The sequence below is a fragment of the Nonomuraea roseola genome (genome assembly GCF_039535395.1).
Taxonomy (GTDB): domain Bacteria; phylum Actinomycetota; class Actinomycetes; order Streptosporangiales; family Streptosporangiaceae; genus Nonomuraea; species Nonomuraea roseola.
In genome coordinates, this window is sequence record NZ_BAAAXC010000015.1 from 5234992 (window position 1) to 5261957 (window position 26966).

Below are 26966 nucleotides of genomic sequence, written 5' to 3' on the forward strand. Positions count from 1 at the left end.
TACAGGAACGACACGTGTCGTGTTGACAGGGGCCGAGCGCGGCCACACAATCTCCACACGACACGACACGTGTCGTATAACGAAGGGAATTCATGAACTCGCGCTGGTCTGCGCTCACCGTGCTGTGCGCCATGCAGTTGATGACGGTCCTGGATGGAACGATCGTCACCGTCGCCCTGCCCACCATCCAGAACGACCTCGGCTTCTCCCAGGCGGGCCTGTCCTGGGTGGTCAACTCCTACCTGATCGCCTTCGCCGGTCTGCTGCTGCTGGCCGGACGCCTCGGCGACCTGACCGGCAGCAAGAAGGTGTTCCTGTCCGGGCTCGCGGTCTTCACCCTCGCCTCGCTGCTGTGCGGCGTGGCGACCAGCCAGGAGATGCTCATCGCCGGACGGTTCCTGCAAGGCGTCGGGGCCGCGCTGGCCTCCGCCGTCGTGCTCGGCATGATCGTGGGGCTCTTCCCCGAACCCGGCGAGCAGGCCAGAGCCATGGGCGTCTACGGCTTCGTCTCCGCCGGCGGCGCCTCGGCAGGACTGATCGCCGGCGGGGTCATCACCGAGGCCCTCGGCTGGCACTGGCTCTTCCTGGTCAATCTCCCGATCGGCGCAGTCGCGCTGCTGGCCGGAGGCCGGATACTCAGACGGGAGAACGGGCTCGGACTGCGCGCCGGCGCCGACGTCCTCGGGGCGGTCCTGGTCACCACGGGCCTGTCCCTCGGGGTGTTCACCATCGCCCAGATCTCCGAATCCGGTCTGAACCCCTGGTACGGCGGGGCCGCCATCGCCCTGCTCGCGGCGTTCGTCGTACGTCAGGCCAAGGCCTCCCGGCCGCTGCTGGCGCTGCGCATCTTCCACAGCAAGGAGATCATCGGCGCCAACCTCGTGGTGGTGCTCGTCTTCGCCGCCGGCTTCGGCTTCCAGTTCCTCAACGCCCTGTACCTGCAGCGCGTGCTCGGCTTCGACTCGATGCAGACCGGTCTGGCCTTCCTGCCCGCGCCTCTGGTCATCGGCACCCTGTCGCTGTTCTTCTCGGCCAGGCTCACCGCGCGCTACGGCACCCGCCGCGTGTTGCTGGTCGGCCTGCTGGCACTGGGTGCGGGCCTGGTCCTGCTCAGCAGGGCGCCGGTCGGCGGCGACTACTGGACCGACGTCGGCCCCTCGCTGCTCATCCAGGGCTTCGGCATGGGCCTGACGATCCCCGCGGTGATCATGCGAGCCATGTCGGGCGCCGAGCCGACCGACGCCGGGCTCGCCTCCGGGCTGAACAACACCGCACAGCAGGCCGGCGCCGCAGTCGGCCTGGCGGTGCTGGCGACGGTCGCCACCACTCGGAGCGGCTCCCTCGTCGCTCAGGGCGAACCTGCCCTCACCGCGCTGCGTGACGGCTACAGCCTGGCCTTCCAGGCCGCCGCCGGGTTCGTGTTCGTGGCCTTGATCATCACCTACGTCGTCCTCAGGGACGCCCCCGCCAAGCAAAGGATCTCGGTATGAGAGTCGGAGTCATCGGCGCGCACGCCTCCCGCGGCTGGGCGCGCGCGGTCCATCTGCCCGCGCTGTCGTCCCTTCCCGACCACGAGATCATCGCGGTCGCGAGCACCAGCAGGGAGTCCGCTCACCAGGCGGCCGACGTGTGGGGCGCCAAGCACGCCTTCGCCGACCCTCAGGAGCTGATCTCCCATCCCGACGTCGACCTCGTGACGATCTCCGTGCAACTGCCCCGCAGGGACGGGCTCGTCGAGGCGGCGATCAGCGCGGGCAAGCACGTCTACAGCGAGTGGCCGCTGGCCCGGTCCGCCGAGGCCGCCGAGCGCCTCCACGCCCTCGCCGAGCAGGCAGGGGTACGGCATGCCGTCGGGCTGCAGAGCAGGCACCACCCGGCGATCGGCTACCTGCGCGACCTGGTGGCGGAAGGCAAGGTCGGCGAGGTGATGTCAGCCTCGCTGACCTACTCCCTGTCCTCGCCCGAGGTCTGGTCCGTGCGGTACGCGGACCTGTTCGACCACACGAAGGGGGTCAACCACCTCGCCGTCGTGGGCGGGCACTCGATGGACATGTTCGGCTCGGCTGTCGGGCACTTCACCGAGATCTCGGCGACGCTGGCGACCCGTATCCCGCGCATCACCCTGCAGGAGACAGGCGAACAGATCACTGTCACCTCTCCCGACCAGATCGCGGCCGTGGGCCTGCTGGAGTCCGGCGCCGCCGCCTCGGTGCACATCATGACCGGAGGGCCGCGGGGCGAGGGGTTCCTGATCGAGGTCCACGGGCGGGCGGGACGGCTGGTGCTGGATTCGGCGGACGACTCGCTGGTCGGCCCCGAGTTCACGCTGTCGTTCTCCGGCGGCAGCGGCGGCGCCGTCGTGCTCCCCGTGCCCGATCGGTACTTCCCGATGCCTTCGGACGCTCCGCCCGCCGTACGCAATGTTCGCCAGGTCTACCGGAATCTGGCCGCCGGAATCCCGTCCGAGCCGGACTTCCGCACCGCCGTCCGGACGCACCGGCTGATCGACGCCATCAAGCGCGCCGCCACGACCGGCGAGCGGCAACGCCTCGGCTGACATCTCCATGCCTGATGCTGTGAGAGCTGTCCGCACCGCCGTCACAGCATCAGGCGCCACCCGTCACGGATCACCCCGGGGTCAGCCGACCTCGTAGACCTGCCCGGTCTGGTGTCCCTCGATCGAGCGCAGGTAGGCGTTGGCGGCCTGCCGTACCGGCACCGGCTCGAAACCGGCGAAGAGCTCGCCGTAGGCGTCCATCGATTCGGTGAAGACGGTCGGGCTCACCGCGTTGACCCGTTGCGGCAGCTCGATGGCCGCGGCGCGGACGAAGGCCTCGATCGCGCCGTTGGCGAGGGACGCCACGGCGCCCGTGCGCAGCGGGTCGCGGGCCAGCACGCCGCTGATCAGCGTGAACGATCCGCGGACGGTGGTGGCGCCCTGGCGCACCAGCTCGACCTGGCTGGTCACCTTGCCCGTGATGCCGTCCAGCACGTCCTGGTGGCCGAGCCGGTCGAGCGGCAGCCATGGCACGCTCCCCGCCGCTGAGGCGACCGCGTCCACCTCGCCCACCTGCTCGTACATCGCGCGGATCGATGCGGGGTCGGTGATGTCGACCGTGACCTCCGAGCCCTTGCGGGACGCCGTCACGATCTCGTGGCCGCGCTCCCGCAGCACCTCATGGATGCCTCGGCCCAGCGTTCCTGTCGCTCCCACCAGCAGAATTCTCATGAGCCCAGCTTCGCCGGAGCACCATCGTGAAGTCCAGCTACCTGAACTTCAGAACCTTTTAAGATGTCCTTGTGATCGATGTGAAGCGACTCGTCCTGCTCAGGGACTTCGCCGAGTACGGCACCGTCACGGCCGTCGCCGAGCTCCACGGCGTGACGCCGTCCGCGGTGTCACAGCAACTGCGGATCCTTGAGACCGAGGCCGGCGCCGCTCTCCTGCGCAGGGAGGGACGGATGGTCCGGCTCACCGCCGCGGGATCCACTCTCGCCGCGGAGTGCGAGCAGGTGCTGGCGGCTCTCGAGCGCGCGAAAGGCGCCGTTCGCGCGCTCGACGGCGAGGTGGGCGGTGAGCTGGTGATCGGCTGCCTGCCCAGTGGACTGGAAGTGCTGGCCGTACCGCTGGCATCGAGCCTGGTGCGCGCGCATCCGGGGCTGCGTGTCCGTATCGTCGAGGCCGAACCCGAGGAGGCGCTGCCGCTGCTCAGGCAGCGCGCCCTCGACGTGGCGCTGACCTACCGCTACCCCCACCTGGGCATGCCCCTGCCGGAGGGGCTGGTCGCGCAGGCGTTGTTCGACGATCCGCTCGTGCTGGCCGTACCGGAGGAACTGGGGGAGATCGACGATCTGACCGCGCTCCGGCACCAGCCGTGGATCGCCACACCGGCGCCGAGCGCGTGCCGCGACGTGATGACGCACGCCTGCCAGAGCGCGGGCTTCACCCCGGTCATCGAGCACAGTTACCGCGACCTCCGCGCCGCGCTGGCGCTGGTCGCCGCGGGCCTCGGGGTGACGATCCTGCCCATGATGCTGTGCAGGACGGCGCCGCGGGGACTCGCCCTCATCCCCCTGCCGGGCAAGGGGCGGACGATCGAGGCCGTGGTCCGCGCAGGGACGGAGTCCCACCCGGTCATCGCCGCCGCCCTCCATCACCTTCCTGTCAGTGAACCAGCGGTCGTTCCGGATCCTCGCTTCCGGGTGGGGGAGCGGTGATCTTGGCGAGGGTCCAGCCTGCCGCCTGCTCACGCTGCCGCCAGTACGCGGCGAACCTGCCCCCCTGAGCCGATCCGGTCCGGCATCAACCGATCGGTTGATGCCGGATCCACCAGCCGGAAGGCGGCTGGGCGATGTGCGCGCCCACCGGCTGACGCCATTGTCTACGTATGGGAACACAAGGGATACCCGCGCTCCGGGTCACCGGCCTGCACAAGAGCTTCGGAGACCATGTCGCGGTCGACCACGTCGAGCTGACGGTCCCCGCAGGGTCGTTCTACGGCCTGGTCGGGCCGAACGGCGCGGGCAAGACGACGACCCTGGCGATGGCGGTGGGGCTGCTGCGGCCGGACTCGGGACGCGCCGAGGTCTTCGGCGTGGACATGTGGAAGGACTCCGTCCGGGCCAAGTCGCTGATCGGGGTGCTGCCGGACGGCAACGCGATGCCGGAGCGTCTCACGGGGCGGGAGGTGCTGACCTACCTGGGGCTCCTGCGAGGCATGGCCCCCGAGGTCGTCGCGGAGCGGACCGAGGAGTTGCTGCGGGTCCTGGAGCTCGACACGGCCGAGCGCACGTTCGTCATCGAGTACTCCACCGGGATGCGCAAGAAGATCGGGCTCGCGGTGGCCCTGCTGCACGCACCTCGCCTGCTCGTTCTGGACGAGCCGTTCGAGGCCGTCGATCCGGTCTCCGCCACGGCGATCAGGGCGATCCTGCGGCGCTTCGTCGCCGGTGGCGGGTCCGTCATCATCTCCAGCCATGTCATGGCCCTGGTGGAACAGCTCTGCGATCACGTCGGCGTCATCTCCGACGGCCGGGTGGTGGCCGCAGGCCTGCTGGATGACGTGCGGAGGACGAGGTCTCTCGAGGACGCCTTCGTCGACCTGGTCGGCGCCAGGACGAGCGGGATGGAGGGGCTGTCGTGGCTCACGTCCTGATCCGGATGAGGTGGACGCTCCTGCGCAACTCGTTGCGGGGCGAGCGCGTGTACGGATTCGCCACCGGTGTGGTGGTCGGTGTGGTCCTGGCGGCCGGCACGATCGTCGTGGCCGTGCTCTGGCCGTCGGCGCTGCCCGTGACGCTGGCCGTCTGGCTGATGGGCTGGGTCTTCGGTCCGATCTTCACCGGCGGCGGCAACGAGACGCTGCGTCCCGAATACTTCACCATGATCCCGGTCACGCCTCGGCGTATGGCCGCCGGGCTGCTGGCCGGCGCCTTCGCCGGCCCAGCGCCCCTGATCAGCCTGGTGGCCTTCCTGTCGATGGCCGTGTACGGCTGGCGCCACGGCTTCGTCGCCACGCTGGTCGGCCTGGTGGCCGCGGCGCTCACCCTGATCACGATGGTGCTGCTCTCCCGGATCGTCGTGGCGGCCTTCGGCCTGTTCATCCGCTCTCGCGTGGCGGCCGTGGCCGCCGCGGTCGTCACCGGGACTCTCCTCGCTCTGGCGGGCAACGGCTGGGCCCTGGTCGTCGCCCTCGGCGCGGCCCAGGAGCCGACATGGGCCGAGCTGCTGGTCCGGCTCCTGCCCTCGGGGTGGGGTATCGCCGCGATCGAGGCCTCCTGGCCGGTCGGGCTCGGCATCCTGGCCGCCAACGGGCTCGTGGTCGCCCTGCTGTGGATGGCGTGGGCGGCGCTTCTCGACAGGCGTGTCGCCTCGGCGGCACGGGGCGGCGTCCCGGCCCGCCGCGGCAGGCCGCGTCCGTTCCCCATGGTCCCCGGCGCCCGCGCGGTCGCGGCCAAGGAGTTGCGCGCCTGGTCGCGCGATCTGACCAGGATCCACCTGCTCGCCGTGGCCTTCTCCTACGCCGTGGTGTTCGTCCTGCTGCCCGTGTCGCTCGGCTGGTGGGGCATGGCCCCGTTCGCCGGCGTCATCGCGATCGTGATGGCCGCGGGCGTGTCGGCCAACCTCTACGCCACCGACGGGACCGCGCTCTGGCTCACGCTGATGACGCCCGGTGCGGAACGCAAGGACGTCCACGGCAGGCAGCTCGCCTGGTTGCTGACCGTCGGGCCGGCCGCCGTGCTCCTCTCGGTGGCGGGGACCGCCGCAGGCGGTCAGGCCTGGGCGTGGCCCTGGGTGCTCAGCCTCCTGCCCGCCACCCTTGGGGGAGCGGCGGGGCTGGTCGTCCTCATCGCCGTCACGTCGCTGATCCCGGCGACCGACCCGCACAAGCGTGGCGGCAACCCGCTCAGTACCGGCGCCGACGAGAGCGCGGAGACCGGGCTGGCCTGGCTCATGCTGATCGCGGTTCCCACGACGGCGCTTCCCGCGACGGCCGTCGTGCTGATCCAGCCGTGGGCGGGGGTGCCCGTCGGCGTGGCCACCGGGGCCCTGTGCGCGTGGTGGTTCGGCAGGATCGCCTGTAAGCGGCTCGAGTCGAACGGGACCGAGTTGCTCAACCTGATGAAGCACGGATCCGCTCCGTCGCGCGCGGCCGGCGGTGACAAGGCGTCCGCTCCCGACCTGCCACGTGCCCACAAGATCGCCATCGCCCTCTGCTACAGCATCGCCTGGCTGCCGCTGTTCCCTCAGGGCCTGGTCCCGCTGCTGTTCAAGGTGCTGGGCGTGACGGATCGTGTCTGGTTCCTCGCACTCCATCTGCCCGAGGGCTGGCAGTGGCCGATGATCATCTTCATGATCTCCCTCGGCCTGCTCATGTACGGCTACGCGATCCTGTTGCCCATGCGCTACCAGCCGGCCGAAGGGGAACAGCAGGACCGGTCGGTCCGCCAGCCGGCCGGGACATAAGGTCGGCATCATGACAGACCCGTATCCCCCGTCGCGGTGGGAGCGACGCTTCGACCGCCTCGTCGAGGTGGTCCCCTTCATCTGCCTGGGCACCGCGACGGTCATCAGTCTCTCGGCGCCTGATCAGCTCTGGGAGAAGCGGCTCGTGACGCTGGGGCTGGCGGCAGTGGCACTGGCCTGGATCCTCTGCGCCCACGTGCTGCTGCCCGCCCGATGGCGGCAGCGAACGGGTGTCACCGTCGTCCACTTCGTCGGCGTGCTCGTCACGGCGGCGATCCTCACGCTCCACGATCCGATCTTCGCCATCCATGCGATCTCCGGATTCTTTCTGGCCGCCCAGTTCGCCCCGTCGAGGTGGACGTTCGCCGCGGTCGCCACCACCTCCATCGTCCTGTACGGCACCGTCCTGGACTGGTCGGAGGCGAACGTGCAGTTCGTTCTCTTCCACGCCGCGATCGTGGCCGTGCAGACGCTCTCCATCGGCGGCGGCGTCATCATGAGCATCAAGATCGAGGAGCGGCAGCTGAAATACCGCAAGGCCCTCGCCGACCTGGAGGCCATGATGGAGGAGAACGCCGGGCTGCAGGTCCAGCTGATGACGCAGGCCCGTGAGGCGGGCGTGCTCGACGAGCGGCAGCGGATGGCCAGGGAGATCCACGACACCCTCGCCCAGGGCCTCACCGGGATCATCACGCAGCTCAGGGCGGCCAAGAGGGTCGAGGACATGCGCCCGCACGTCGACCTCGCGCTCACCCTCGCCCAGGAGAACCTGACCGAGGCGCGGCGGTCCGTCCAGGCGCTGAGCCCGCTCGAGCTGGAAGAGGCCCACCTGCCGGAGGCCCTGTCGGCCATGGCGCGGAACTGGGCCGGCGGCTCGGGAATCGACCTGCACGTCGAGGTCACCGGAGAGAGCCGGCCGCTCAGCCCGGCCATCGAGGTCACCCTGTTCCGCGTCGCCCAGGAGGCCCTGACCAATGTCGCCAAGCACGCCGGCGCCTCGCGGGCCGGACTGACCCTCTCGTACGCCGGCGACGTCGTCCTGCTCGACATCCGCGACGATGGGGCAGGCATCGGCCCCGAGAGCGGGAGGGGATTCGGGTTGAGCAGCATGAGGCAGCGCGTCCGCGGGGTCGGCGGCACCCTGGAGATCGAGAGCACTCCCGGCGAGGGGACCGCCGTCAGCGCCAGTGTCCCGGCCCTGCAGGTGGTTCCGGCATGATCAGGCTGCTGATCGTCGACGACCACCCGATCGTGCGTGGCGGCCTGCGCGCCGCCTTCGAGGCGGAGCCCGGTATCGAGGTGGCAGGTGAGGCGTCCAACGGCCGCGAGGGCGTCGAGCGAGCCGGAGCCCTCGCCGTCGACGTCGTCCTGATGGATCTGCGGATGCCGGAGATGGACGGCGTCACCGCGATCGCCGCCATGCGCGAGGCCCATCCTGAGATCAGGGTGCTCGTGCTGACGACCTTCGACAGCGACGCGGACGTGCTGCCCGCGATCGAGGCGGGGGCCACCGGTTACATGCTCAAGGACGCCCCGACCGAGGAGCTCCTGCGGGCCGTGCACGCCGCCGCGGCAGGCGAGCCGGTGCTGTCGCCGTCGGTCGCCGGACGGCTGATGGGCCAGATCCGCAAGCACACGAAGGCCGTCCTCACCGATAGGGAGCTGCAGGTGCTCCAGCTCGTCGCCGACGGCGCGTCCAACCGCCAGGCCGCCGCCAAACTGTTCATCAGCGAGGCGAGCATCAAGACCCACCTACTGCACATCTACGGCAAACTCGGCGTGCGCGACCGGGCCGCCGCCGTGGGCGAGGCCTACCGTCGCGGCCTGCTCGCCTGAGCACCGGCGGGGGTCACCGGCCTGAAGCGGAGCCTCGCCCCCTCCGGGTGGAGGGGGCGAGAGAGGACGTCACGGCTTGTCCGGCCGCTCCGAGATGCGGACGAAGCTGACGATCGGCGCGCCCTTGCGCGCCGCGAAGCGCACGTTGAGCTGCCCGTCGGTCACCTTCACCGTGTGCTGCCTGGTCACCGCGGTGTAGGTGCCCGCCTCGAGCGCCAGGTCGAGCGCCGGGATCGCCAGCTGGCCCTCGACGATCACGTCGAACACGCGCCTGCCCATCCCCGTCGACCTGGTCTCCGCGAAGCCCAGCTCGACGGTGTAGGTGCCGGAGGGGACGTTGTCGAAGCGGTACTCCAGCATGTTCTCCCTGACCCGCCTGAACAGCTCCTGCTCGGTCGTGCCCTTGATGGGCCTCGTCGTGGTGTGCGTCGAGGTGGAGGTGGCGACGTAGCCGTGTGTGCCCTGGGCGTACTTCCTGTCGGCGGTCCAGGTGTCGCCCTCGCCGTCCGTCAGGGTCCTGGTGCCGCCCGCGTCGACGGCCACCTGGAGCTTCGGCACCGCGACCGTCACCTTGATCTCGATGACCGGCTGGCGACCGCTGGCCGAGCGGACGGTCAGCGTGCCCGCCCGTACGCTGCCCGGCTGGAGGCCGGCGCTGGAGACGGAGATCTTCAGCGCCGCCGACTGGCCCTTGGCCAGCTCACCCGCGGCCGGGGCCACGGTGAGCCATGCCGCGTCGGCCGTCGCGGTGTAGGCGGTGGGCGAACCGAGGTTGGTGAGCTCCACGGTGCGGGCCCTGCTCGCCTCCGCGGGCATCACCACGGTCACCTCGGCCACCGAGGCGCTCACCCTGCCGGTGACGAGCGCGGTGTCGATCCTGGTGAGCGTGCCGGGCGCGATCGTCACCTGCCGGGAGAAGGTGCCGTAGTGCTCCCTCGAGACCTCCACCGTGTAGTCGCCCGACGGCACCTGCCCGTAGAAGGCGCCGTCCGCGCCGGTGGTGAACGTCGCCACGTCGCCGATCTTCACCTGGGCCCCGGCGAGCGGGTCGCCGTCGTTGGCGTCGGTGACGGTGCCGATCGCCAGGCCGTGCCTGCTCGCCGTCAACGCCAGGCTCTGCCCGTTGGTCAGCGCCGCCGTGTTGTAGGAGTACAGCAGCCCGTCGGTGCCGCCCGCGTTCTCGATGCCGACGGTGGCGCTGGAGCCGCGTTCCCGCTCGCTGTCCACGTCCTTGTAGCGGTAGCCGATCGAGCCGTCCTCGCCGAGCAGGACGGAGAACGACATCCGCTGCGTGGTGTCGGAGTAGAAGGTGACGTTCCGCCACTCGATCACGAAGGTCCTGCGTGGGGCGGTGCCGCTCGTCGCGGTGTAGACGCCCGCCTGGGCGTCCACCGACAGGTCGTCCCAGAACGGGTAGACCGCCAGGTTGGGTGTGCCGGTCGAGGGAAGGGTGGCGTTGCTGCCCGTGGTCGCCCTGTCGGCCGCGAAGGTGGCGAAGCCGTTGGTGGTCACCCAGGCGCGCGACTGTCCCGTGCCGTAGTAGGGGACGGTGAACGGCAGCGTCACCTGCGTCGCCTCGTCGTCGCCCGTGAGCGCGAGCCTGTCTGTGCCCGCCACATAGGCGTCGGAGCCGCTCCTGCAGGTGTAGCCGAAGTTGTCGCCGCGCAGCGGCAGCTCGATGTCCTTGGTCACGTCGCCCGCGACGGTGACCTCGGCGGTGGCGCTGCTGGAGCAGCGGGAGGCGGGGGTGACGGTGAGCTCGTAGGCGCCGTGCGGCAGCGTCAGCCGGTACCTGCCCGAGGCGTCGGTGACCGCGCTGACCGGCGTGCCCCTGGCGGCCACCGCGGCGCCGGCCTCAGGCGCGCCGGCGGTGGTGACCGTGCCTGACACCACGGCAGAGGCGGCCGGGGTCAGCGTCACGTCCGTTGTCGTGCTCTGCTCGGCGACGATCGTGGCGGTCGCGGTGGCCTGGCCGTAGCCGAACTTGGTCACCGTGATCTGGTAGTCGCCCGGCACCAGGCGCGGCAGGCTGTAGGCGCCGTCCTGCGCCGTGGTGACGGTACGGCTCAGCGGGCCCGTCACGGAGACCGTGGCGCCCGCGAGCGGCGCCCCCTCCGCGCTGACAGTCCCCTTCAGCTCGCCGAGCCCCTCGCGTGGCGCGGCGTTGACGGCGGCGAAGGCGTCGAGGCGGCCCTCGCCCCACACGTTGTTGTCGGCCGCGGTGCCGCCGCAGGTGGTGTCGCTGACGTCGATCGCGGTGCTGTCGAGCAGCGGCCGCGTCGCCGCGATGTCCCCCTGCAGGCGCGGCGAGGCCGACCAGATCAGCGCCACCGTGGCCGCGACGTGCGGCGAGGCCATCGAAGTGCCGGTGAAGCTGCTGTATCCGCCGCCCGGCACGGACGAGCGGACGTTCACGGCGGGAGCGGAGATGTTGGGCTTGATCTCACCGTTCTCGCCCTCGCCCTTGCTGGACCGGTTGTAGACGACGTTGTTCACGTCGAACCCGCCGGTGCTGTAGCTGGCCACGTACTGCCCTGGCGAGCCGCTGGTACGGCAGGCGGGCCCCTCATTGCCGTTGGCGAACATGGGGAAGATCCCTGCCGCGATCCACGCGTCGACCGTCGCCTTGTACCAGGGGTCGAAGCCCGCCCCGCCCCAGGAGTTGTTGACGATGTCGGGAGCGAGGTCGGGGCGCGGGTTGGCGCCGGTCAGGTCCGTCGGCGCCAGCACCCACTGACCGGCCGCGAGCAGCGAGGCGTCCGTGCAGGTCTGGCCCTCGCAACCCTTGGCCGCGATCCACGTGGCTCCGGGCGCGACGCCGATGCCGGAAGCGCCCACCATGGTGCCCATGACGTGGGTGCCGTGGCCGTTGTTGTCACACGGGGCCGGGCTGGGGCAGATCCCCGCGGGGTCGAACCAGTTGTAGTTGTGGTCGTGGCCGCCTCCCGAGGTCCTGCCCCGGTACTGCGCGGCGATCTCCGGGTGGTCGAACTGCGCGCCGGTGTCGATGTGCGCGACGACGATCCCCTCGCCCCTGGCGCCCAGCTCGTTCCAGACGCGGGGCGCGTTGATCCGGTCCACGTTCCACTCGACCGCGTTGACCTTCGCCTCCGCCGTACCGGGGACGGGCTTGGGCAGGGAGAGCGTCCTGACCGGCTCGATGGCCGTCACCTCGGACAGCTCGGCGATCTCGGCGGCGAGCTTGGCGTCGGCTGTGACGGTGACCGCGTTGACGATCCAGAAGGGCGTGAACTCCGCGTCGCGCGCGTCGAGCAGCTTGCGGAGGTTCGCCTGGGAGGACCTGGCGTGCTGGGACTTGGCCGTGTAGACCTGCTTGGCCTTGTCGTCCTTGGTCGTGGCCCGGTGCGCGGCGGTGAGGCTGGCCTCGCCCTTCAACCGCACCCAGAATGTCGCCTTGTCGTCCTTGGCCAGGTCGGCGCGGACGGCTTCACTGATCTTCTGCGGTTCCGGTGCTGCGTGGGCCAGGCCGTGGGGGAGGAGAAGGGAGAGCACGGCGAGGATCCCTAACAGGACCGCTCGACGGCGCCGGGGGGTGTGGGTCACAGACGCTCCTAGACGATCTTTACCTCCATGTGGACGAAGCGTGACTCCCGTCAGTTACCTTTTCAAGGGGCAACTGCGGCATATGTGGGAATTGTGACCTGCCGGATCTCGGGGCGTCGTGTGCCGCGGACGGAGGGTGACGGGGGACCGCCGCGGCGCACCGCGCGGCACCGGGGAGAGCGGTTGTCAACCGCCGCTGGAGGCCGACCGTCTGGTGTTCAGCTGGTCGAACCCGACCGCGACAAGGATGAGCACGCCGATGGCGATCTGCAGGTAGAAGGCGTTGATCGCCAGGAGGTTGCCGCCGTTGTTGAGGACCCCCATGATCAGGGCTCCGGTGGCGGCGCCGATCGCGCTTCCCTTCGCGCCGAACAGGCTCGCGCCGCCGATGACACAGGCGGCGATCGCGCTGAGCTCGAAGCCCGTGCCTGCGGTGGGGATGCCCGCTCCCAGCCGGGAGGCCAGCAGCACCCCGCCGAGACCGGCGAGCAGGCCAGAGATCATGTAGACCGAGATCGTCACCATCCGCACGGGCACACCCGCGAGGCGGGCCGACTCGGGGTTGGAGCCGACGGCGTAGATGTAGCGGCCGAAGACCGTCCGGGTGAGCACGAACCACATCACGGCGGTGACCACGGCGGCGACGATGAGCAGGTTGGGAATGCCGAGGATCGTGCCGTTGGCGATGACCTGGAACGCCTCGGGCACGCCCTGGATGGTCTGGGCGTCGGTGCTCACCAGGACTATCCCGCGGGCGATGCCGAGCATGCCGAGGGTCGCGATGAACGGCGGCAGCAGGGCCCTGGTCACCAGCAGGCCGTTGACGACCCCGAGCGCGGTGCCGATCCCCACGCCGAGCAGGATCGCCGGCACGATCGGCACGCCTGCGACCAGGAACTGCGCGGTGGAGGCGCCTGACAGGCCGAGGATCGACCCGACCGACAGGTCGATCCCTGCGGTCAGGATGACCAGGAGCTGGCCGACCGCGATGATCCCGAAGATCGCGACCTGCCGGGCGAGGTTGGACAGGTTGTTGCCGGTGAGGAACTCGTCGCTGGCGAGGGTGAGGGCGCCGATCGCGACGAGCAGGACGACGAGGCCGCCGCTCTCCCGTCCCGCGATGTCCCCCAGCGTGATGACTCGCCGCCGGGGCCCGGCCTGCTGCTCGGGCGACAGCCTCGCCCTCGGCACCGTCTCCAGCCCCGGTCCCTCACCGCCCGGCGGCTTGTTGGTGATCGTCGTGGTCTCGATCGGCTCACGCCAGATCAGCTTAGGCATCTCGGCTTCCCCCTCCTGGGTCGTCCGGCGTCGGTGGAGTCGTGCGCCCAGGCGCTCGGACCTCACCCGAGACCGATGCGGTTCCGTCCGGGGCCGGGGTCGCCGCGGTCGCGTCCTCGGCGGCCGGGATCTCGGCGCCTCCGCTGCCGCTGGCCAGGCGGAGCACGTCCTCCTCGGTGGCCGATCCCGGGAGCTCGCCCGCCACCGCCCCGTCGCGCAGCACCAGGATGCGATCGGCGAGACCCAGCAGCTCAGGGAGGTAGGACGACACCACGATGATCCCCAGCCCCTTCGCGGCCAGGTCTCCGATGACGGTGTAGAGCTCTCCCTTGGCCCCGACATCGATGCCCTTCGTGGGCTCGTCGAACATCAGTACCTTCGGCTTGGTGAGCAGCCATCGGGCGAGCAGGACCTTCTGCTGGTTGCCGCCGGACAGAGTCGACACCGGCTGGTCGTAGGAACCGGCCCGCAGCCGCAGGCTGTCGAGCAGCCGATCCGCCTCCTCGACCTGCTCGCGGCCGGGCAGCAGCCCACGGCGGGAGCCGCTGCGCAGGCTGGCGATGGTGACGTTCTCCCGGATCGAGAGCTCCGGCAGCAGTCCCAGCACCTTCCGGTCCTCGGTGAGCAGTCCCACTCCGGCGTTCATCATCGCGCGTGGACCGGACGGTTTCACCGGCTTGCCGTCGACCTCCAGCTCACCGGCCACGACAGGAGCGGCGCCGAAGACGGACAGCAGCAGGCCGCTCCGCCCCGAGCCCAGCAACCCGCCTATGCCGAGGATCTCCCCTGCTCCGACGTGGAGGTCGAGGCTCGGCGAGCCCTCGAACCGGCGCAGTCCCCTGACCCGCAGCGCAGGCGTTCCCGCGTGCCTGTGGGTCTCCGGATAGAGGGAACTGATCTCCCTGCCGACCATCGCGGTGATCAGCCGGTCCTCGTCGTAGTTGCTGATCGGCCCCGTCTCGGACAGGCTCCCGTCCCGCAGTACGGTCACCCAGTCGCCGATCTCGAACATCTCCTCAAGGCGGTGGGTCACGTAGAGCATCGCTATACCGCGCTCGCGCAGCCGCAGGATGTGCTCGAGGAGCCGCGCCGACTCCGCCTCGGTGAGCGCCGTGGTCGGCTCGTCGAACACGATCACCTTGACGGAGTCCGCGGTCAGCACCTTGGCGATCTCCACGAGCTGGCGCGTGGCCGCCGGGAGCCGTTCCACGATCGCGTCCGGGCTGAGGTCCGTCAGCCCTACCTCGTCGAGGGCCTGCCTGGCCCGGGTGCGCAGCCGGCTCCTTGCGATGATCCCGGTGCGCGAGGGGAGGCGGCCCATGAACAGGTTCTCCGCGACCGACAGGTGGGGGAGCAGGCTGAGCTCCTGGTAGACGGCCTGCACGCCTGCCGCGCGCACCGACGCGGGGGTCGGCGCGGTGACGGGCTGTCCCTCGATCTCGTAACTGCCGCTGTCCCGGCGCAGCGCACCCGTCAGCACCCTGATCAGGGTCGACTTCCCTGCCCCGTTCTCCCCCGCCAGGCAGTTCACCTGGCCGGGGACCAGGCTGAGCGAGACGTCGCTCAGCGCCTGGACGGGGCCGAAGGCCTTGGAGACGCCCTGCAGTTCGACCACGGCCTGGACCATCACTCCGCCTTCATCGTCGGCGGGTTGAGCAGCTGCTTCACGTCGGGCTCGCTCATGTTCTTCTTGTCCGCCACGACCGCCCCCGGGTCGATGTCACGCGGCGGGATGCGGTTGACCGTGGCCATCCCCGCGGCCAGGACACCCTGGTAGCCGAAGAAGTACGGGTTCTGCACCACCAGCGCGTCGATGGTGCCCGCGGCGAGCGCGGCGTTCTCCTGCGGGTCGGAGTCGAACGCCACGACAGGGACGGTCTCGCTGGCGTTGTTGTCCTGGATCGCCCGGGCCGCGCCGACCCCTGAGGTGTTGTTGTCCGCGAACACCCCCGCCAGGTCGGGGTTGGCGGTCAGCGCGTCGTTGACCTGCGACGCCGCGGTGTTGATGTCGTTGTTGTTGAAGCGCTGCAGCGTCACCTTGACCTGCGGGCAGTTCAGCGCGAGGCCCTGCTTGAAGCCGGCGTCCCTGTCGACCAGTGACTGGATGCCGGCGACGGAAGACTCGATCATGACGCTCCCGCTCGTCTTGTTCTGCGCCTTGAGCAGCTCGCACATCCGCTTGCCGGCCTGCATCCCGGCCTTGAGGTTGTCGGTGCCGATGAACCCCTCCGAGGCGGTGGTCACGCGGCTGTCCACGGTGATGACCTTGAGACCCGCCTTGCGCGCCCTGTCGATCGCCGAGTTCAGGGCGCTGGAGGAGTTGGGCGCGATGACCAGCCCGTCAACGCCCCTGGAGATGGAGTTCTCCACCAGTTGGACCTGCTGGTCGATGTTGGTCTCTGACGTGGGGCCGAAGGTGCTCACCTTGATGCCGAAGTCGCCGCCTGCCTGCTTCGCTCCGGCGATCATGGTCTGCCAGAACGAGGAGTCACTCGCCTTGATGACCACGTCGATCTTCTTGCCGCTCGCCGCCCCGCCCGAGCCTCCGCCGGTCGCCTGGCTGGCCGAACTCGTCGCCCGGCCTCCCACCACCCCGAGCACCAGTGCCACCAGCGCGATGGCCGCGACGAGTGAGAGCGAGAAGACGATACGTGAGCGAGCCATGACGGCCTCCTGAACTGCCCTCCCTACGGGCGCCTCAGGCGGCTTTCACACTCGGTCGGGAACCTTGATGACGAGCGCGGACAGCGGTCGGGGTGCACCCATGGAGAACTTTTCATTCAACAAATACTCACAACCATCGGTCGCTTCCAGCAAAGCTCTGGAAGTGTCCCGGTGGAAACATGTGAAAGGAAAAGAACTCATTACTCGAGGCGACCCTGTCATCGCCGGCTCCCTGGGCACCGAGCCCGTAGAGACAACGCGCTCCCTCGCCGATCGACCCCGGGCCGCGCCGGCCCTCGACCCCCCGCGCGAGAAGCCCAACCTCGTTCGCGATCAGCCACGTCAGTTGATCGTTTCCCAGGTCGTCGGGGGGCCTACATGTCCAGGGCCAACGGTTCGCTCGGCAGGCACCCGTTCCCGTCCAGGACATCAGCGAGCAGCAGGGGCAGCCTTGGAGGGAAGAAGGTCTGTGTCGCCTGGGCAGCGACCAGCTCAGCGAAAGACCACCATCGGTGTTCAGTAATCGCATCGTGTTCTGCGGGCTCTAGATGCTTTCGGCTGATGCTCTGGTTGTTTCGGATTCGGGCGAGGAAGTACCTCTCATGCGCGTGGATGGGCTGGCCTGACCAGTAGGCGTCCACATCGCGAGTCCACAGACATGGGCCCCAGTCGATGTCGGTCAGGCCGGTCTCTTCAAACAGTTCCCTGCGGGCGGCTTGGAGGAAGGTCTCACCGGGCTCAACGCCGCCGCCTGGCAGGATCCAGAAGAATGCCGGCGCAGGATGACCGGGGACGACGATGACGCCATCGTCTCGGACCTGCATCATGAGCAGCTGGTCATCGGGATCTAACAATACGGTTCGAGCTCCGTGCCGGGTCCGCACCTGGCAGCTCCCTTCTCGTTCAGACTGTTGGGTGTCGCAGCAGGGCTCAAGATCCTGCCAAGCCTGACGTAGTGCCGCGACCACTTCCGCGGTCGAGCTGGACTTGGGCACGATGGAGCGACCTTTGTGCTCTGATCTCCGATGGATGCGCCGCCCGCTACGGTGTCGAATAGCGGTTTGTCGGCTCCGGCTCATCGTCCTGGCCGTTCGGCGCGTCGTCCGGCACGGGCAGACGTGTCCACCGTTCGCAGCACGGCGTCTGCGTCCACCGCAGGCCGTGCCGGGCTGGTTCGGTCCCCCCAGAAGATGATCTGTCCGGTCTGGAGCCGGCCGCCGATGCCGTACGCGGCAGGGCGAGGGGGTCGGTCGAGGACGGAGGAGTAGGCCCGGCGAGAGCGTGAGGCGAAGCGCGCGCACCTCAAGACGATGGCGGCAGTCTGGGCCGAGGTGTACGGCCAGGACCCCAGCCTCTTAAATCAACAGTGATCGCATCGCGTCCAGCACGATGCTGGCGAAGAATCCCAGCGCGACGCCATACAGCATGTATCGGCGCTGGGTTCTCTTCCCTCGCTGATCGACCTTCTCGGCGACTACGTCCATCTTGCTATGCAAGAGCCGGTCGAATGCCTCGGCCTCTTCCTTGCGCAGCTGCGCCATCTCCCTGCTGGCCTCAGCCTCCATCCAGTTCATCTCGGCCTCAGCCGCCAGCCTCCTGGCCATGGCGGCGCGGGCCTGCATGGCGGCTTCGAGTTCCTCCAGCTCCGCGAACGTGCCCTCCAGCCGTTGGGCCAGATCGGTGAAGCGCGATTCCAGATTCTCGTCGTCGCTGACTGCCGGAACGCCCGCCTGCGGGGAGGACACGTGCATGAACTGCTCAAGCCGCTGAAACTGCATCTCCGTGCGGGCCCGATCGCGCAGCAAGGCGGTGGCTATGAGCGCGACGACAAGCAGGGTGGTGCCCTCCAGGACGCTGGAGCGCAGCGCGTCGGAGAGGACCGAGAGGGAGCCGATGACCACCGCCAGAATCAGCGCGATCATGCTGTCGGCGTTGGCGGCGAACCAAGCGGCTAAATGGCGGAGGGAGGATGGCATGAACCTACGATGCCGCTCCCTGGATCAGTTGCGATAGGGAGTGAGCGGGGGGAAAGCCCAGTGCCCAGGATCACCCGCGGGCCGCGTCCAGAAGCGCCGACGCCACAGCGGCCCCGCCGCGAGCTTCAGGTCGTCTCGGACGGTCGTGGTGATCGCCCCTGCCCACGCACCCCGGCCTCTGCCATTTACAGCACATTGCAAGCAGGCCGCAACCGATGCCAGTTGCCAACGTGCCTCAGCACAAGTGGCGGCTTGTCAGCACGAGCGCACGCACCGTCCGCGAGGCAGCGGCGCGAGGGGCGCCGGCGCATGGCCGCCCGGCGTTCCGACTCCGGGTGAACAAACTCCACTGTCGGCTCCATCGGCGTGTCAGGTTCCGTGCCCACGTCTCCCGAACCGCCCGGCTCATGACGACCCACCGTGTTCCTCTCTGAATCCAGGATGACGGGTGGCTCGACGTCGACGGGCTGTGCGAGGTAGTTGGGGCGTCGTCGAGCATGTGGCGGAAGGAGTTGATCAGGATGCCGGTCAACTCGGCGAGCGGGATGAGCTCGGCTTGGATGCCGCCGTCCTTGACGCCGAGTTCGGTGACGAGGCCTGGTCGACGAGCTGCTCGGGAGTCTGCTTGTGTCTGATCAGCGAAACCGCGGCGTCCACAGGGGCTGACGTCGGGGACTGCCAGGTCGTTGGACATCTTCGACGTAGCTCGCGGCGATGTCGTCGGGGTCGCGCAGGGGGCGACCGTGAGCGTGCAGGCGCGTGGGGCCCGGGTCGCCGTGGCGCAGCAGTCCTTCGGGGGCGTGTGCGGTGATCCAGGTGAACAGCGCCGAAAAGGTGTGCCAGGTGGCGACTGGTCGCTCTCGATGGTGACGAGGTGATCTCGCGGGGGAGAGCTCGTGAGGGCAAAAGCGAGGTGTGGTCGACGGCTGTCCAAACCAGTCCAAGGTAAATCTTTTGTCCGGAATGGTGCGGTTTGTTCAACAAATCGCTACCTTCTTGCCACATCGCAACGTACTGACCGGCGACTTGCCTTCACCCCCGAGGGCGGCCGGTCGGCCGCCGAATCCCATCGGTGACGGGCACGTCCCGTCATGGGAACCGGGGACCCACTTGGTGTGGAGCGATCCACGCCTGGGGGGAATCCACCATGCGTGGTGGTAGGGCGACTCCTGGCCCGAACCCGTCAGCTAACCCGGTAGGCGGTCAAGGAGAAAGGGCATTCCCCCAACCTCATGCCATCCATCGTGGACGGGCTGCTTGACGCTGCCCAAAGGGATCTCGGCTACCGGGAACAGAGCAACGGCTACACCAAGTTCGGCGAGTGGTACTACGCCAACGTGGACAAGAGCGACTCCTACTTCAAGACCGCGCCCTGGTGCGACATGTTCGTCACCTGGGCGGCGCACCAGGCCGGTGTCGAGGAGTACGTCGGAGAGTTCGCCTACACCGTCGACCACGCGAAATGGTTCAGACAGCAGGACGCGTGGAGCGAGGAGCCCGAACCAGGCGCCATCGTCTTCTTCGACTGGTCCGGCGGGGACCGCATCGATGGCATCGACCATGTCGGAATCGTCGAGAAGGTGGACGGAGCCAAGGTCTTCACGATCGAGGGCAACGCCGACCGTGTCTGGCTCAAGCGCAAGGAGCGTGACCCGGGCAAGATCGTCGGCTACGGCCTCCCCAGGAAGGTGCAGGAGAACCTCGGCGCGCGCGTGGAGAGCGCCTCCGAGCAGGTCGAGAGCGCGGCCGTCGGCGGCGCGTCCGAGCCTCCGATGAAGACCGCGGCCGTGCAGGACGTCTCCGTGTCCGCTCGGCAGACGTTCGCCGGTGTGACGTCCGAACTGCCCCAGGTTCAGGACGTGACCGCTTCGGCCGCCGTGCTGGTCGCGCTGCTGTGCGCCGCTGTGGCGGCCAAGCGAATGCGGGGCATGCGACCGGCCCACGCGGTGGGCGGCGGTGGCCGAGTCCACCGGTCATCCGGGTGGAACCGGGACCTGCTCGCGTAGAGGGGGCTCTGCGGCCGAGCCGTGTGGCTCGGCCGCAGAGCCCGGTCATCGCTCCTTGCCGGGCGACGCGAGGTTCGACAGCAGGGTGGCCAGGTCGGCGGGGATCGGCTGGGGCTGGGTGAGCGGCACGGAGGCGCGGCCGGTGTTGCCTTCGGGGTAGCGGCCCAGTGCCGAGCCTGGAGCGGCGACGATGATCCGGATCACCTGGCCGAAGGCCTCGCGCCGGTCGCGCTGGGCGACGGCGAGGGCGAGCATCGAGAGGTGGTTGCGGGTGTGCGGCCAGGGCCAGGGCTGGGAGATGATGTGCGCCCGTTCCAGATGTCGCCACCGGGCCTGCGGGTCGGCGGTGCGGGCGGCGTTCATCTCGCTGTCGTAGGCGGCCCGCACGCGGGCGGGCATCCGGCGGCCGAGCATCAGTCGTCCTTTCGGTCGTTCGGGCAGCAGCCGTCGGCGCACCCGGCCGAGGCCGAATCCGGGGCTGAGAGGTCGGTGGCGAGCGGATGCGGAGCGCAGCAGGCGTCCCCGCGCCAGGCTTCACGACCCTCCTTGACCGCCACCGCGGCGATCACGAGGGCGGCGACGGGGTCGGCCCATGACCAGCCGAACAGGCTGTTGAGCGCCAGCCCGGCCAGGAGCACCGCCGACAGGTAGGTGCACAGCAGCGTCTGCTTGGAGTCGGCCACGGCCGAGGCGGAGCCGAGCTCGTGACCCGCGCGCCGCTGGGCGGCCGACAGGAAGGGCATGACGACCAGGCTGAGCCCGGCCAGGATCAGGCCGGGCGTGGAGTGGTCGGCCTCGCCGGTGCCGAGCAGGGCGCGTACGGCGTCGAAGGTGACGTAGGCGGCCAGGGCGAAGAACGACAGCGCGATGACGCGCAGGGCGGTCCTCTCGCGCTCTTCATGGGCGGCGCCGGAGAACTGCCAGGCCACCGCGGCGGCCGAGGCGACCTCCACGATCGAGTCGAGGCCGAAGCCGACCAGCGCGGCGGAGGAGGCGACGGTGCCCGCGGTGATGGCCACCGCGGCCTCGACCACGTTGTAGGTGATCGTCGCGGCGACCAGCAGGCGGATGCGGCGCCGTAGCGCCTCGCGCCGGTCGGCGGACGGCCCGAGACCCGGCATGTTCAGCGCGGTCACGACGGCCTCGGCTGCGCTGCCAGGCCGGGCATCGGGCACAGGGCGACCGCGTGACCGGTGGCGGACAGGAGCTGTTCGGCCGAGGCGAGCAGGTCCATCAGCTCTGGCCGCGTCAGCGAGTAGAACGACTGCCGTCCTTCGGCGCGGTAGTCGACGAGGCCGCAGTCGCGAAGACAGGCCAGGTGTTTGGAGACGGTGGACTGCGCCAGCCCGAGCTCGCCGGTCAGATCCACCACCCGCGCCTCGCCTCGGGCCAGTCTGGCCACGATGCGCAGCCGGGTCTCATCGGCCAGGGAGTGGAACAGCGCCGCCGCCGGCGGCAGTCCTGCCGCGATGTCGGCGCTCACACACCGGCCACCATCATTGATCGCCATATGGCGATGATAGCCCTGTCGCGCGATGGCTTGGCAAGGGGGAGTCGTGACCGGCGATCGGCGTCGGCCGTGTCCTCGACGTGTCGTCCGGCGACGCCAGGGCCGCAGGTCCATCACATGATCGCCAGCTGACCGCCGTCGATGACCAGCTCGGTGCCGTGGACGAACGCCGCGTCGTCGGAGGCCAGGAAGGCGTACCCCGCCGCGACCTCCTCCGCGAACCCGGCGCGCCCGAGCGGGATGTGGTCACGCTCGTACGACGAGACGAAGTCGCCGTCGAGCCCGGCCGAGATCGCCGAGTTGAGCGGCGTCCTGATGTAGCCGGGGCACAGCGCGTTCACCCTGATGCCGTGCCTGCCCAGCTCGACGGCCATGGTCCTGGTGAGAAGCAGGACGCCGCCCTTGGAGGCGTTGTAGTGGGCGTAGTCGGCCTCGCCGCCGAGGCCGTTGGTCGAGGACATGTTGAGGATGACGCCGCCCTCGCCGCGCTCCACCAGGTGGCGCGCCACGGCCTGGGCGACGAGGAACATGCCGCGCAGGTTCACCGCGATGATCGTGTCCCAGTGGTCGGGGGTGATCTCGAGGAACGGCTCGCGCCATGCCGTACCGGCGTTGTTGATCAGGACGTCGACCCCGCCCATCGCCGTGATCGCGCCCTCCACCAGCCTGGCGACGTCGGCCTCCGCGCGGACGTCGCCCGCCACGCCGCTCACCTCGCCCAGCGGGGACAGCTCGGCCACGGTCGCGGCGACCTCGGCCTGCTCGAGCCCGCCGAGCACGACCCTGGAGCCCTCCTCGAGGAACCTGCGGGCCGTGGCGGCGCCGATGCCGCTGCTGCCGCCGCTGATCAGCACTCGCCTGCCGGCCAGTCCGCGCATGATGTCCCTGCTTTCAACGCACCGCGCCGCGGGCCGCGACGCGTAGCTCGGTGATGACCTGTCCATCTTCGACGCCGTGGGCCAGGTCGAAGAGGTTGACGACGGAGCAGGCGTGGCTCGGGATGAGCGCCGCCCGCGTCCCCACGGGCAGCTCGCCGTGGTGCCCGGGCTCCAGATGCGCGACGGCGTGCTCCTCGTTCAGGAACTCCATGTGCGCGTACGGCACGCCCGCGACCCTGATCCAGTCGGGTGAGCCGCTGCCGTCGGAGGTGAGGCACTTGGTCCCCGCGTCGAAGACCACGCGCTCGGGCGTGGGCCTGGCGATGACGGTGGCCAGCACGCGGGCGGCCGTGGTCGCCTCGGTCGCCACGCCGAGGCGCATCATCGAGGCGTCGTTGAAGATGTAGGTCCCCGGCCTGATCTCGGTCACGCCCGCCACTCCCGCGACGTGCCTGGCGGTGGGCGTGGAGCCGACACTGATCTCGTGCAGCTCGATGCCGTCGCGGGCGCACAGCTCGGCCGTGGCCACCAGGTCGGCGCCCTCGCGGCGGGAGGTCTCGGCCAGTTCCTCGGGGGTGCGGGAGTGGTAGGCGTGGCCTGCGAGCGTGAGCAGCCCGACGACCTCGACGCCGGGGATCGCGGCGATCTCGGCCACCAGATCGGCGGTGGGCCGGCCGGGAGGACGGCCCAGGCGGTGCTGGCCGGTGTCGACCTCCACCAGGACCTCGACCGGCGGCCCGCCCAGGCGGCCGAGCCCCGCGGCGACCTCGGGGGAGTCGAGGCTGACCCGCACCCTGGCCCGCTCGCGCAGCGCGGCCAGGCGGCGTAGCTTCGGCTCGCCCCAGATCGGAAAGGCCAGCAGGATGTCGTCGATCCCCGCGCCGGCCATGATCTCGGCCTCGCCGAGCTTGGCGCAGGTGATGCCGGTCGCGCCCGCCTCGAGCTGCATCCTGGCCAGCTCGGGCATCTTGTGCGTCTTGACGTGCGGCCGCAGCCTGACGCCGTTGCGCGCGGCCACCTTGGCCATCTCCGTCACATTGGCTCTGACCGCGGCGAGGTCGATGACGAGCGCGGGAGTGTCGATCTCGGGGTACATGTCTCGAAATTAACATCCATTCCGTCTAGTGCACCAGCGTTCCGTTATGTGGAATCTCGCGGTGGCTGCGGAAGACCCTTGACAGCCGCATCGCATGCTGGTGTTCTTGCGCTGATTCGGAATGTCGTTCTGCGATACGGAATTAGGAGGCCCGCGATGAGGGCGTTGGTGTTCACCGGCCCTGGTGTCGTCGAGATCCGCGAGGTGGCCGAGCCGGAGGTCGGTGACGGCGAGGTCCTGGTCCACGTGGTCACCTCCGGCATCTGCGGGAGCGAGCTGCACGGCGTCAGGACGCCAGGGTTCAGGGTGCCGCCGCTGGTGATGGGGCACGAGTTCGCCGGCCGTACGGACGACGGGACCCAGGTGATCGTCAACCCGATCCTGTCGTGCGGCGCCTGCGACGTGTGCGTGATCGGTCTGCGGAACGTGTGCAGGAAGCGGCAGATCGTCGGCGTGCACCGGCCGGGCGGCTTCGCCGAGCGCGTGGCCGTACCCCGCGCGGCGATCACCGCGCCGCCCGTGGAGCTGGACTGGACGGCGGCGGGCATCGTGGAGCCCGCGGCGAACGCGGTGCACGCGTGGTCGTTGGCCGGAGCTCCCGCGGGGGCGCGCGTCGGCGTCATCGGCGCGGGCGCGATCGGCCTCGCCTGCCTGCAGGTCGCCCTCTCGGGCGGGGCCGCAGGCATCGAGGTGGCCGACCACGCGGAGAGCCGGCGCGCGATCGCGCGCGGCCTCGGCGCGGACGCGGCCGTGGCCCAGCTGACCGGCGAGTACGACGTGATCTTCGACGCGGTGGGCGCCGCCGTCACCCGCGAACGGTCGCTCGCGCTGCTACGGCCCGGCGGGGTCGCGGTGTGGCTGGGCCTGGCCGACGCCGTCGCGGGCTTCGACGCCGCCGGGCTCGTGCGCGGCGAGAAGCGGGTGCTCGGCTCGTTCGCCTACACCGACGCCGACTTCGCCACGGCCGCCGAGCTGGTCGGCGGATGGGACCTCGGCTGGGTCGCCACCTTCCCGCTGATCGAGGGGGCGGACGTCTTCACCACGCTGATGAACGGTCACAGCGTTCCCGTCAAGGCCCTGCTCACCCCCTGAACCGAGGCAGCCGTGGACATCCCCCTCTCCCAGTACCGCCCGATCTCCCAGCTCACCGTGCCGGTCACCGTCGTCGAAAGGGCCCGCGTGCCCGCCGTGGACGCGCACGTCCACCTCGGCCGCTGGCTCACCGGCGACGGCGACTGGATGGTCAAGGACGTGCCCGCGCTCCTGGCGACGATGGACGGGCTCAACCTACGCGGCATGGTCAACCTCGACGGCCGCTGGGGCGGCGAGCTGGCCGCGAATCTGGAACGTTACGACGCCGCCCATCCAGGCAGGTTCGCCACCTTCTGCCACGTCGACTGGTCGTGGACCGCCGATCCCGGCCATGGCTTCGGCGAGCGGCTGGCCGCGCAGTTGCGCGCCTGCGTCGCCGAGGGCGCCGCGGGGCTCAAGGTGTGGAAGGACGTCGGCCTGCGCCGCCGCGACCATCGCGGCGAGCTGGTCATGCTCGACGACGAACGGCTCGCGCCGCTGTGGGCGGCGGCGGGGGAGCTGGGCGTCCCGATCGCCCTGCACACCGCCGACCCTGTCGCGTTCTTCCAGCCGATCGACGAGCGCAACGAGCGGGTGGAGCAGCTGGCGGCCCGCCCCGACTGGGCGTTCTCGGGGCCCGGCTTCCCCCGCTTCGAGCGGCTGATGGAGGCCATGGAGTCGATGGTCGCCGCCCACCCCGCGACGACCGTGATCGGTGTGCACGCGGGGTGCTGGCCGGAGAACCTCGGCTGGGTCGGCGGCATGCTCGACCGTTACCCCAACTTCCACATCGACGTCGCCGCCCGCATCGCGGAGCTGGGACGCGCGCCCCGCGCGGCTCGAGAGCTGCTGCTGCGTCACTCCGGCCGCGTGCTGTTCGGGACCGACGAGATCCCGCCTGACCCCGAGGTCTACCGCATCCACTTCCGCTTCATGGAGAGCGCCGACGAGGCCTTCGCCCACTCCACGCAGGACCCGCCGTTGATGGGACGCTGGACCATCAGTGGGCTCGACCTGCCCGACGACGTGCTCGCGCGGGTCTACGCGGGCAACGCGCTCGCACTCGTGCCGAGGCTGGCATGAACGGGTGGCCCCGCCCCCGGCAGGGCCACCGCGCGCGCTCACTTACACGGCTTGTACGGCTTGTCGTACAGCGAGTAGTCGGTCGCCTTCTTGATGGAGTTGAACTTCAGCTGGTTCGCTTTGGCGCAGAAGCTCCCCGGCGAGGTCTTGTACTCCACCTGGAAGACCGGCTTGCCCGCCCTGACGAAGGCCGACAGGTCGGCGCACTCCTTGTACTGGAAGCACTCCTCGTTGACCGCGTAGTCGAAGACCGACACCAGGTCGTCGATCTGGCTGAGGTCGTTCTTCAGCGCGACGGACAGGCCCTTCCTGTGGGCCAGGTCGGCCAGCGCCCTGTTGTAGATCAGCTGGGTCTCCGGGCTGATGTCCCAGCCGGTGACCTCCTTGCCCTCCTCGTGGGCGTGCACGACGTCGAACTCGACCCCGTCGAACCCCGCCTGGACGCACTTGTCGACGCGGGGCTCCATCATCTTCAGGAGGAAGTCACGCTGGCCCTTGTCGTTGTTGATGTTCGCCCAGCGCTCGTTCGGGAACTCCTCGCTGAACGGTTTGCCCAGCAGCGAGTTGCCGTGGCTCTCGTGCCAGTCGACGAACTGCTGGTAGTCGGGCCTGAACTCCTCGATGGACCCCGCGTCGATGTAGCAGACGGCCTTGGCGCCCTTGGCGTGGATGGCCTTGACGCCCGCGGTGTTGAGCGTGGAGTTGTTGCCCGCGATCTCGGCGTCGACGTAGAGGTCGATGTCGAAGACGGTCGGCCGCACGCACGCGCCGCCGGTCTGCGGCACCTCGCAGATGTTGACGTTGATGCCGCCGGTCGAGGCGTAGGCCTTGTTGCCCTGGAGCTGGTACTGCCAGCGGCTCTGCACCGGAGGGCGCCAGATCGCCGCGCTCGCCGCCGCCTCCGTGCCCTTGGCGGCGCCAGGGGTGGCTGTCGCGGCGGCCTCGGCGGACGCCGTGAGGCCGAGCGCGGCGACCGGCAGTAAGGCTGCGACCGCGGTCAGGCGTGTGGAGATGGATCGGAAACTGACCAACGCACT

Annotated in this window: 23 protein-coding genes and 1 riboswitch; of the genes, 10 read left to right on the forward strand and 13 right to left on the reverse strand. The window is 69.9% G+C overall.

Annotation, left to right across the window (positions count from 1 at the left end):
• The first annotated feature begins 92 nt into the window (after window positions 1-92).
• Both ABFX55_RS48210 and ABFX55_RS48215 read left to right on the forward strand, forming a co-directional pair.
• Window positions 93-1490: an MFS transporter gene (locus ABFX55_RS48210; protein WP_346130806.1), complete on the forward strand. Its 1398-nt coding sequence runs from the start codon at window positions 93-95 to the stop codon at window positions 1488-1490.
• On the forward strand, window positions 1487-2557 hold the full coding sequence (locus ABFX55_RS48215) for a Gfo/Idh/MocA family protein (RefSeq protein WP_346130808.1): 1071 nt from the start codon (window positions 1487-1489) through the stop codon (window positions 2555-2557). The genes ABFX55_RS48210 and ABFX55_RS48215 overlap by 4 nt, the downstream gene beginning before the upstream one ends.
• An 81-nt stretch (window positions 2558-2638) precedes the next feature.
• Here ABFX55_RS48215 and ABFX55_RS48220 read toward each other — a convergent pair whose 3' ends face one another.
• Complete coding sequence (locus ABFX55_RS48220) at window positions 2639-3229, reverse strand: short chain dehydrogenase (RefSeq protein WP_346130809.1); 591 nt, start codon at window positions 3227-3229, stop codon at window positions 2639-2641.
• A 71-nt stretch (window positions 3230-3300) separates the two neighbouring features.
• Here ABFX55_RS48220 and ABFX55_RS48225 point away from each other — a divergent pair, with 71 nt between their 5' ends.
• The 5 genes from ABFX55_RS48225 to ABFX55_RS48245 all read left to right on the forward strand — a co-directional run bounded on the left by ABFX55_RS48225 (window position 3301) and on the right by ABFX55_RS48245 (window position 8803).
• Complete coding sequence (locus ABFX55_RS48225; RefSeq protein WP_346130811.1) at window positions 3301-4218, forward strand: LysR family transcriptional regulator; 918 nt, start codon at window positions 3301-3303, stop codon at window positions 4216-4218.
• A 170-nt stretch (window positions 4219-4388) separates the two neighbouring features.
• Entirely contained in the window at window positions 4389-5156 is a 768-nt protein-coding gene (locus ABFX55_RS48230) for an ABC transporter ATP-binding protein (protein ID WP_346130813.1), read from the forward strand.
• Window positions 5141-6967 carry a hypothetical protein gene (locus ABFX55_RS48235; RefSeq protein ID WP_346130815.1) on the forward strand — a complete coding sequence of 609 codons (1827 nt, stop codon included), beginning with the start codon at window positions 5141-5143 and terminating at the stop codon, window positions 6965-6967. Before ABFX55_RS48230 ends, ABFX55_RS48235 begins: the two co-directional genes overlap by 16 nt.
• Before the next feature lie 10 nt (window positions 6968-6977).
• Complete coding sequence (locus tag ABFX55_RS48240) at window positions 6978-8186, forward strand: sensor histidine kinase (RefSeq protein WP_346130817.1); 1209 nt, start codon at window positions 6978-6980, stop codon at window positions 8184-8186.
• Complete coding sequence (locus tag ABFX55_RS48245) at window positions 8183-8803, forward strand: response regulator (RefSeq protein WP_346130818.1); 621 nt, start codon at window positions 8183-8185, stop codon at window positions 8801-8803. The genes ABFX55_RS48240 and ABFX55_RS48245 overlap by 4 nt, the downstream gene beginning before the upstream one ends.
• Before the next feature lie 69 nt (window positions 8804-8872).
• On the opposite strand, the gene ABFX55_RS48250 is transcribed toward ABFX55_RS48245, so the two are convergent.
• From ABFX55_RS48250 to ABFX55_RS48275, 6 genes are all read right to left on the reverse strand, one after another.
• Window positions 8873-12316: a S8 family serine peptidase gene (locus ABFX55_RS48250; RefSeq protein ID WP_346130820.1), complete on the reverse strand. Its 3444-nt coding sequence runs from the start codon at window positions 12314-12316 to the stop codon at window positions 8873-8875.
• A 237-nt stretch (window positions 12317-12553) separates the two neighbouring features.
• Window positions 12554-13645, reverse strand: a complete 1092-nt coding sequence (locus tag ABFX55_RS48255; RefSeq protein WP_346130822.1) for an ABC transporter permease — start codon at window positions 13643-13645, stop codon at window positions 12554-12556.
• Window positions 13638-15272, reverse strand: a complete 1635-nt coding sequence (locus tag ABFX55_RS48260; RefSeq protein ID WP_346130823.1) for a sugar ABC transporter ATP-binding protein — start codon at window positions 15270-15272, stop codon at window positions 13638-13640. Before ABFX55_RS48260 ends, ABFX55_RS48255 begins: the two co-directional genes overlap by 8 nt.
• On the reverse strand, window positions 15272-16309 hold the full coding sequence (locus ABFX55_RS48265) for an ABC transporter substrate-binding protein (RefSeq protein ID WP_346130825.1): 1038 nt from the start codon (window positions 16307-16309) through the stop codon (window positions 15272-15274). The genes ABFX55_RS48260 and ABFX55_RS48265 overlap by 1 nt, the downstream gene beginning before the upstream one ends.
• 374 nt (window positions 16310-16683) lie before the next feature.
• Window positions 16684-17304 carry an NUDIX hydrolase gene (locus ABFX55_RS48270; RefSeq protein WP_346130827.1) on the reverse strand — a complete coding sequence of 207 codons (621 nt, stop codon included), beginning with the start codon at window positions 17302-17304 and terminating at the stop codon, window positions 16684-16686.
• 360 nt (window positions 17305-17664) lie between these two features.
• A complete protein-coding gene (locus tag ABFX55_RS48275; RefSeq protein ID WP_346130829.1) occupies window positions 17665-18285 on the reverse strand; it encodes a hypothetical protein in 621 nt (206 codons plus the stop codon).
• 1047 nt (window positions 18286-19332) lie between these two features.
• Window positions 19333-19502: riboswitch (cyclic di-AMP (ydaO/yuaA leader) on the forward strand.
• A gap of 15 nt (window positions 19503-19517) precedes the next feature.
• Here ABFX55_RS48275 and ABFX55_RS48280 point away from each other — a divergent pair.
• Window positions 19518-20291, forward strand: a complete 774-nt coding sequence (locus tag ABFX55_RS48280; protein WP_346130830.1) for a CHAP domain-containing protein — start codon at window positions 19518-19520, stop codon at window positions 20289-20291.
• Window positions 20292-20336: 45 nt separating this feature from the next.
• On the opposite strand, the gene ABFX55_RS48285 is transcribed toward ABFX55_RS48280, so the two are convergent.
• The 5 genes from ABFX55_RS48285 to ABFX55_RS48305 form a co-directional block, all read right to left on the reverse strand.
• The gene (locus tag ABFX55_RS48285; protein ID WP_346130832.1) at window positions 20337-20705 is read right to left on the reverse strand and encodes a DUF3703 domain-containing protein; all 369 of its coding nucleotides are present in this window, start codon (window positions 20703-20705) and stop codon (window positions 20337-20339) included.
• On the reverse strand, window positions 20705-21412 hold the full coding sequence (locus tag ABFX55_RS48290; RefSeq protein WP_379479187.1) for a cation efflux transmembrane domain-containing protein: 708 nt from the start codon (window positions 21410-21412) through the stop codon (window positions 20705-20707). The genes ABFX55_RS48285 and ABFX55_RS48290 overlap by 1 nt, the downstream gene beginning before the upstream one ends.
• 11 nt (window positions 21413-21423) lie before the next feature.
• Window positions 21424-21801, reverse strand: a complete 378-nt coding sequence (locus ABFX55_RS48295) for an ArsR/SmtB family transcription factor (protein WP_346130835.1) — start codon at window positions 21799-21801, stop codon at window positions 21424-21426.
• Window positions 21802-21914: 113 nt separating this feature from the next.
• Window positions 21915-22679 (reverse strand): SDR family NAD(P)-dependent oxidoreductase, encoded by a 765-nt coding sequence (locus ABFX55_RS48300; RefSeq protein ID WP_346130836.1) that lies wholly within the window; start codon window positions 22677-22679, stop codon window positions 21915-21917.
• Window positions 22680-22692: 13 nt separating this feature from the next.
• Window positions 22693-23775 (reverse strand): alanine racemase, encoded by a 1083-nt coding sequence (locus ABFX55_RS48305; protein ID WP_346130838.1) that lies wholly within the window; start codon window positions 23773-23775, stop codon window positions 22693-22695.
• 156 nt (window positions 23776-23931) lie between these two features.
• On the opposite strand from ABFX55_RS48305, the gene ABFX55_RS48310 reads away from it, so the two are divergent.
• Window positions 23932-24867: a zinc-binding dehydrogenase gene (locus tag ABFX55_RS48310; protein WP_346130839.1), complete on the forward strand. Its 936-nt coding sequence runs from the start codon at window positions 23932-23934 to the stop codon at window positions 24865-24867.
• Between the two features lie 12 nt (window positions 24868-24879).
• Window positions 24880-25929 carry an amidohydrolase family protein gene (locus ABFX55_RS48315; RefSeq protein WP_346130841.1) on the forward strand — a complete coding sequence of 350 codons (1050 nt, stop codon included), beginning with the start codon at window positions 24880-24882 and terminating at the stop codon, window positions 25927-25929.
• A 38-nt stretch (window positions 25930-25967) separates the two neighbouring features.
• On the opposite strand, the gene ABFX55_RS48320 is transcribed toward ABFX55_RS48315, so the two are convergent.
• Complete coding sequence (locus ABFX55_RS48320) at window positions 25968-26960, reverse strand: endo alpha-1,4 polygalactosaminidase (protein WP_346130843.1); 993 nt, start codon at window positions 26958-26960, stop codon at window positions 25968-25970.
• Between the last annotated feature and the right edge of the window lie 6 nt (window positions 26961-26966).

Coding starts and splice junctions, on each gene's coding strand:
- ABFX55_RS48210 (WP_346130806.1), top strand. CDS start 93: ATGAACTCGCGCTGGTCTGCGCTCACCGTGCTGTGCGCCATGCAGTTG.
- ABFX55_RS48215 (WP_346130808.1), top strand. CDS start 1,487: ATGAGAGTCGGAGTCATCGGCGCGCACGCCTCCCGCGGCTGGGCGCGC.
- ABFX55_RS48220 (WP_346130809.1), bottom strand. CDS start 3,229: ATGAGAATTCTGCTGGTGGGAGCGACAGGAACGCTGGGCCGAGGCATC.
- ABFX55_RS48230 (WP_346130813.1), top strand. CDS start 4,389: ATGGGAACACAAGGGATACCCGCGCTCCGGGTCACCGGCCTGCACAAG.
- ABFX55_RS48240 (WP_346130817.1), top strand. CDS start 6,978: ATGACAGACCCGTATCCCCCGTCGCGGTGGGAGCGACGCTTCGACCGC.
- ABFX55_RS48245 (WP_346130818.1), top strand. CDS start 8,183: ATGATCAGGCTGCTGATCGTCGACGACCACCCGATCGTGCGTGGCGGC.
- ABFX55_RS48255 (WP_346130822.1), bottom strand. CDS start 13,645: ATGCCTAAGCTGATCTGGCGTGAGCCGATCGAGACCACGACGATCACC.
- ABFX55_RS48260 (WP_346130823.1), bottom strand. CDS start 15,272: ATGGTCCAGGCCGTGGTCGAACTGCAGGGCGTCTCCAAGGCCTTCGGC.
- ABFX55_RS48265 (WP_346130825.1), bottom strand. CDS start 16,309: ATGGCTCGCTCACGTATCGTCTTCTCGCTCTCACTCGTCGCGGCCATC.
- ABFX55_RS48275 (WP_346130829.1), bottom strand. CDS start 18,285: ATGCCATCCTCCCTCCGCCATTTAGCCGCTTGGTTCGCCGCCAACGCC.
- ABFX55_RS48280 (WP_346130830.1), top strand. CDS start 19,518: ATGCCATCCATCGTGGACGGGCTGCTTGACGCTGCCCAAAGGGATCTC.
- ABFX55_RS48285 (WP_346130832.1), bottom strand. CDS start 20,705: ATGCTCGGCCGCCGGATGCCCGCCCGCGTGCGGGCCGCCTACGACAGC.
- ABFX55_RS48290 (WP_379479187.1), bottom strand. CDS start 21,412: ATGCCGGGTCTCGGGCCGTCCGCCGACCGGCGCGAGGCGCTACGGCGC.
- ABFX55_RS48295 (WP_346130835.1), bottom strand. CDS start 21,801: ATGGCGATCAATGATGGTGGCCGGTGTGTGAGCGCCGACATCGCGGCA.
- ABFX55_RS48300 (WP_346130836.1), bottom strand. CDS start 22,679: ATGCGCGGACTGGCCGGCAGGCGAGTGCTGATCAGCGGCGGCAGCAGC.
- ABFX55_RS48305 (WP_346130838.1), bottom strand. CDS start 23,775: ATGTACCCCGAGATCGACACTCCCGCGCTCGTCATCGACCTCGCCGCG.
- ABFX55_RS48310 (WP_346130839.1), top strand. CDS start 23,932: ATGAGGGCGTTGGTGTTCACCGGCCCTGGTGTCGTCGAGATCCGCGAG.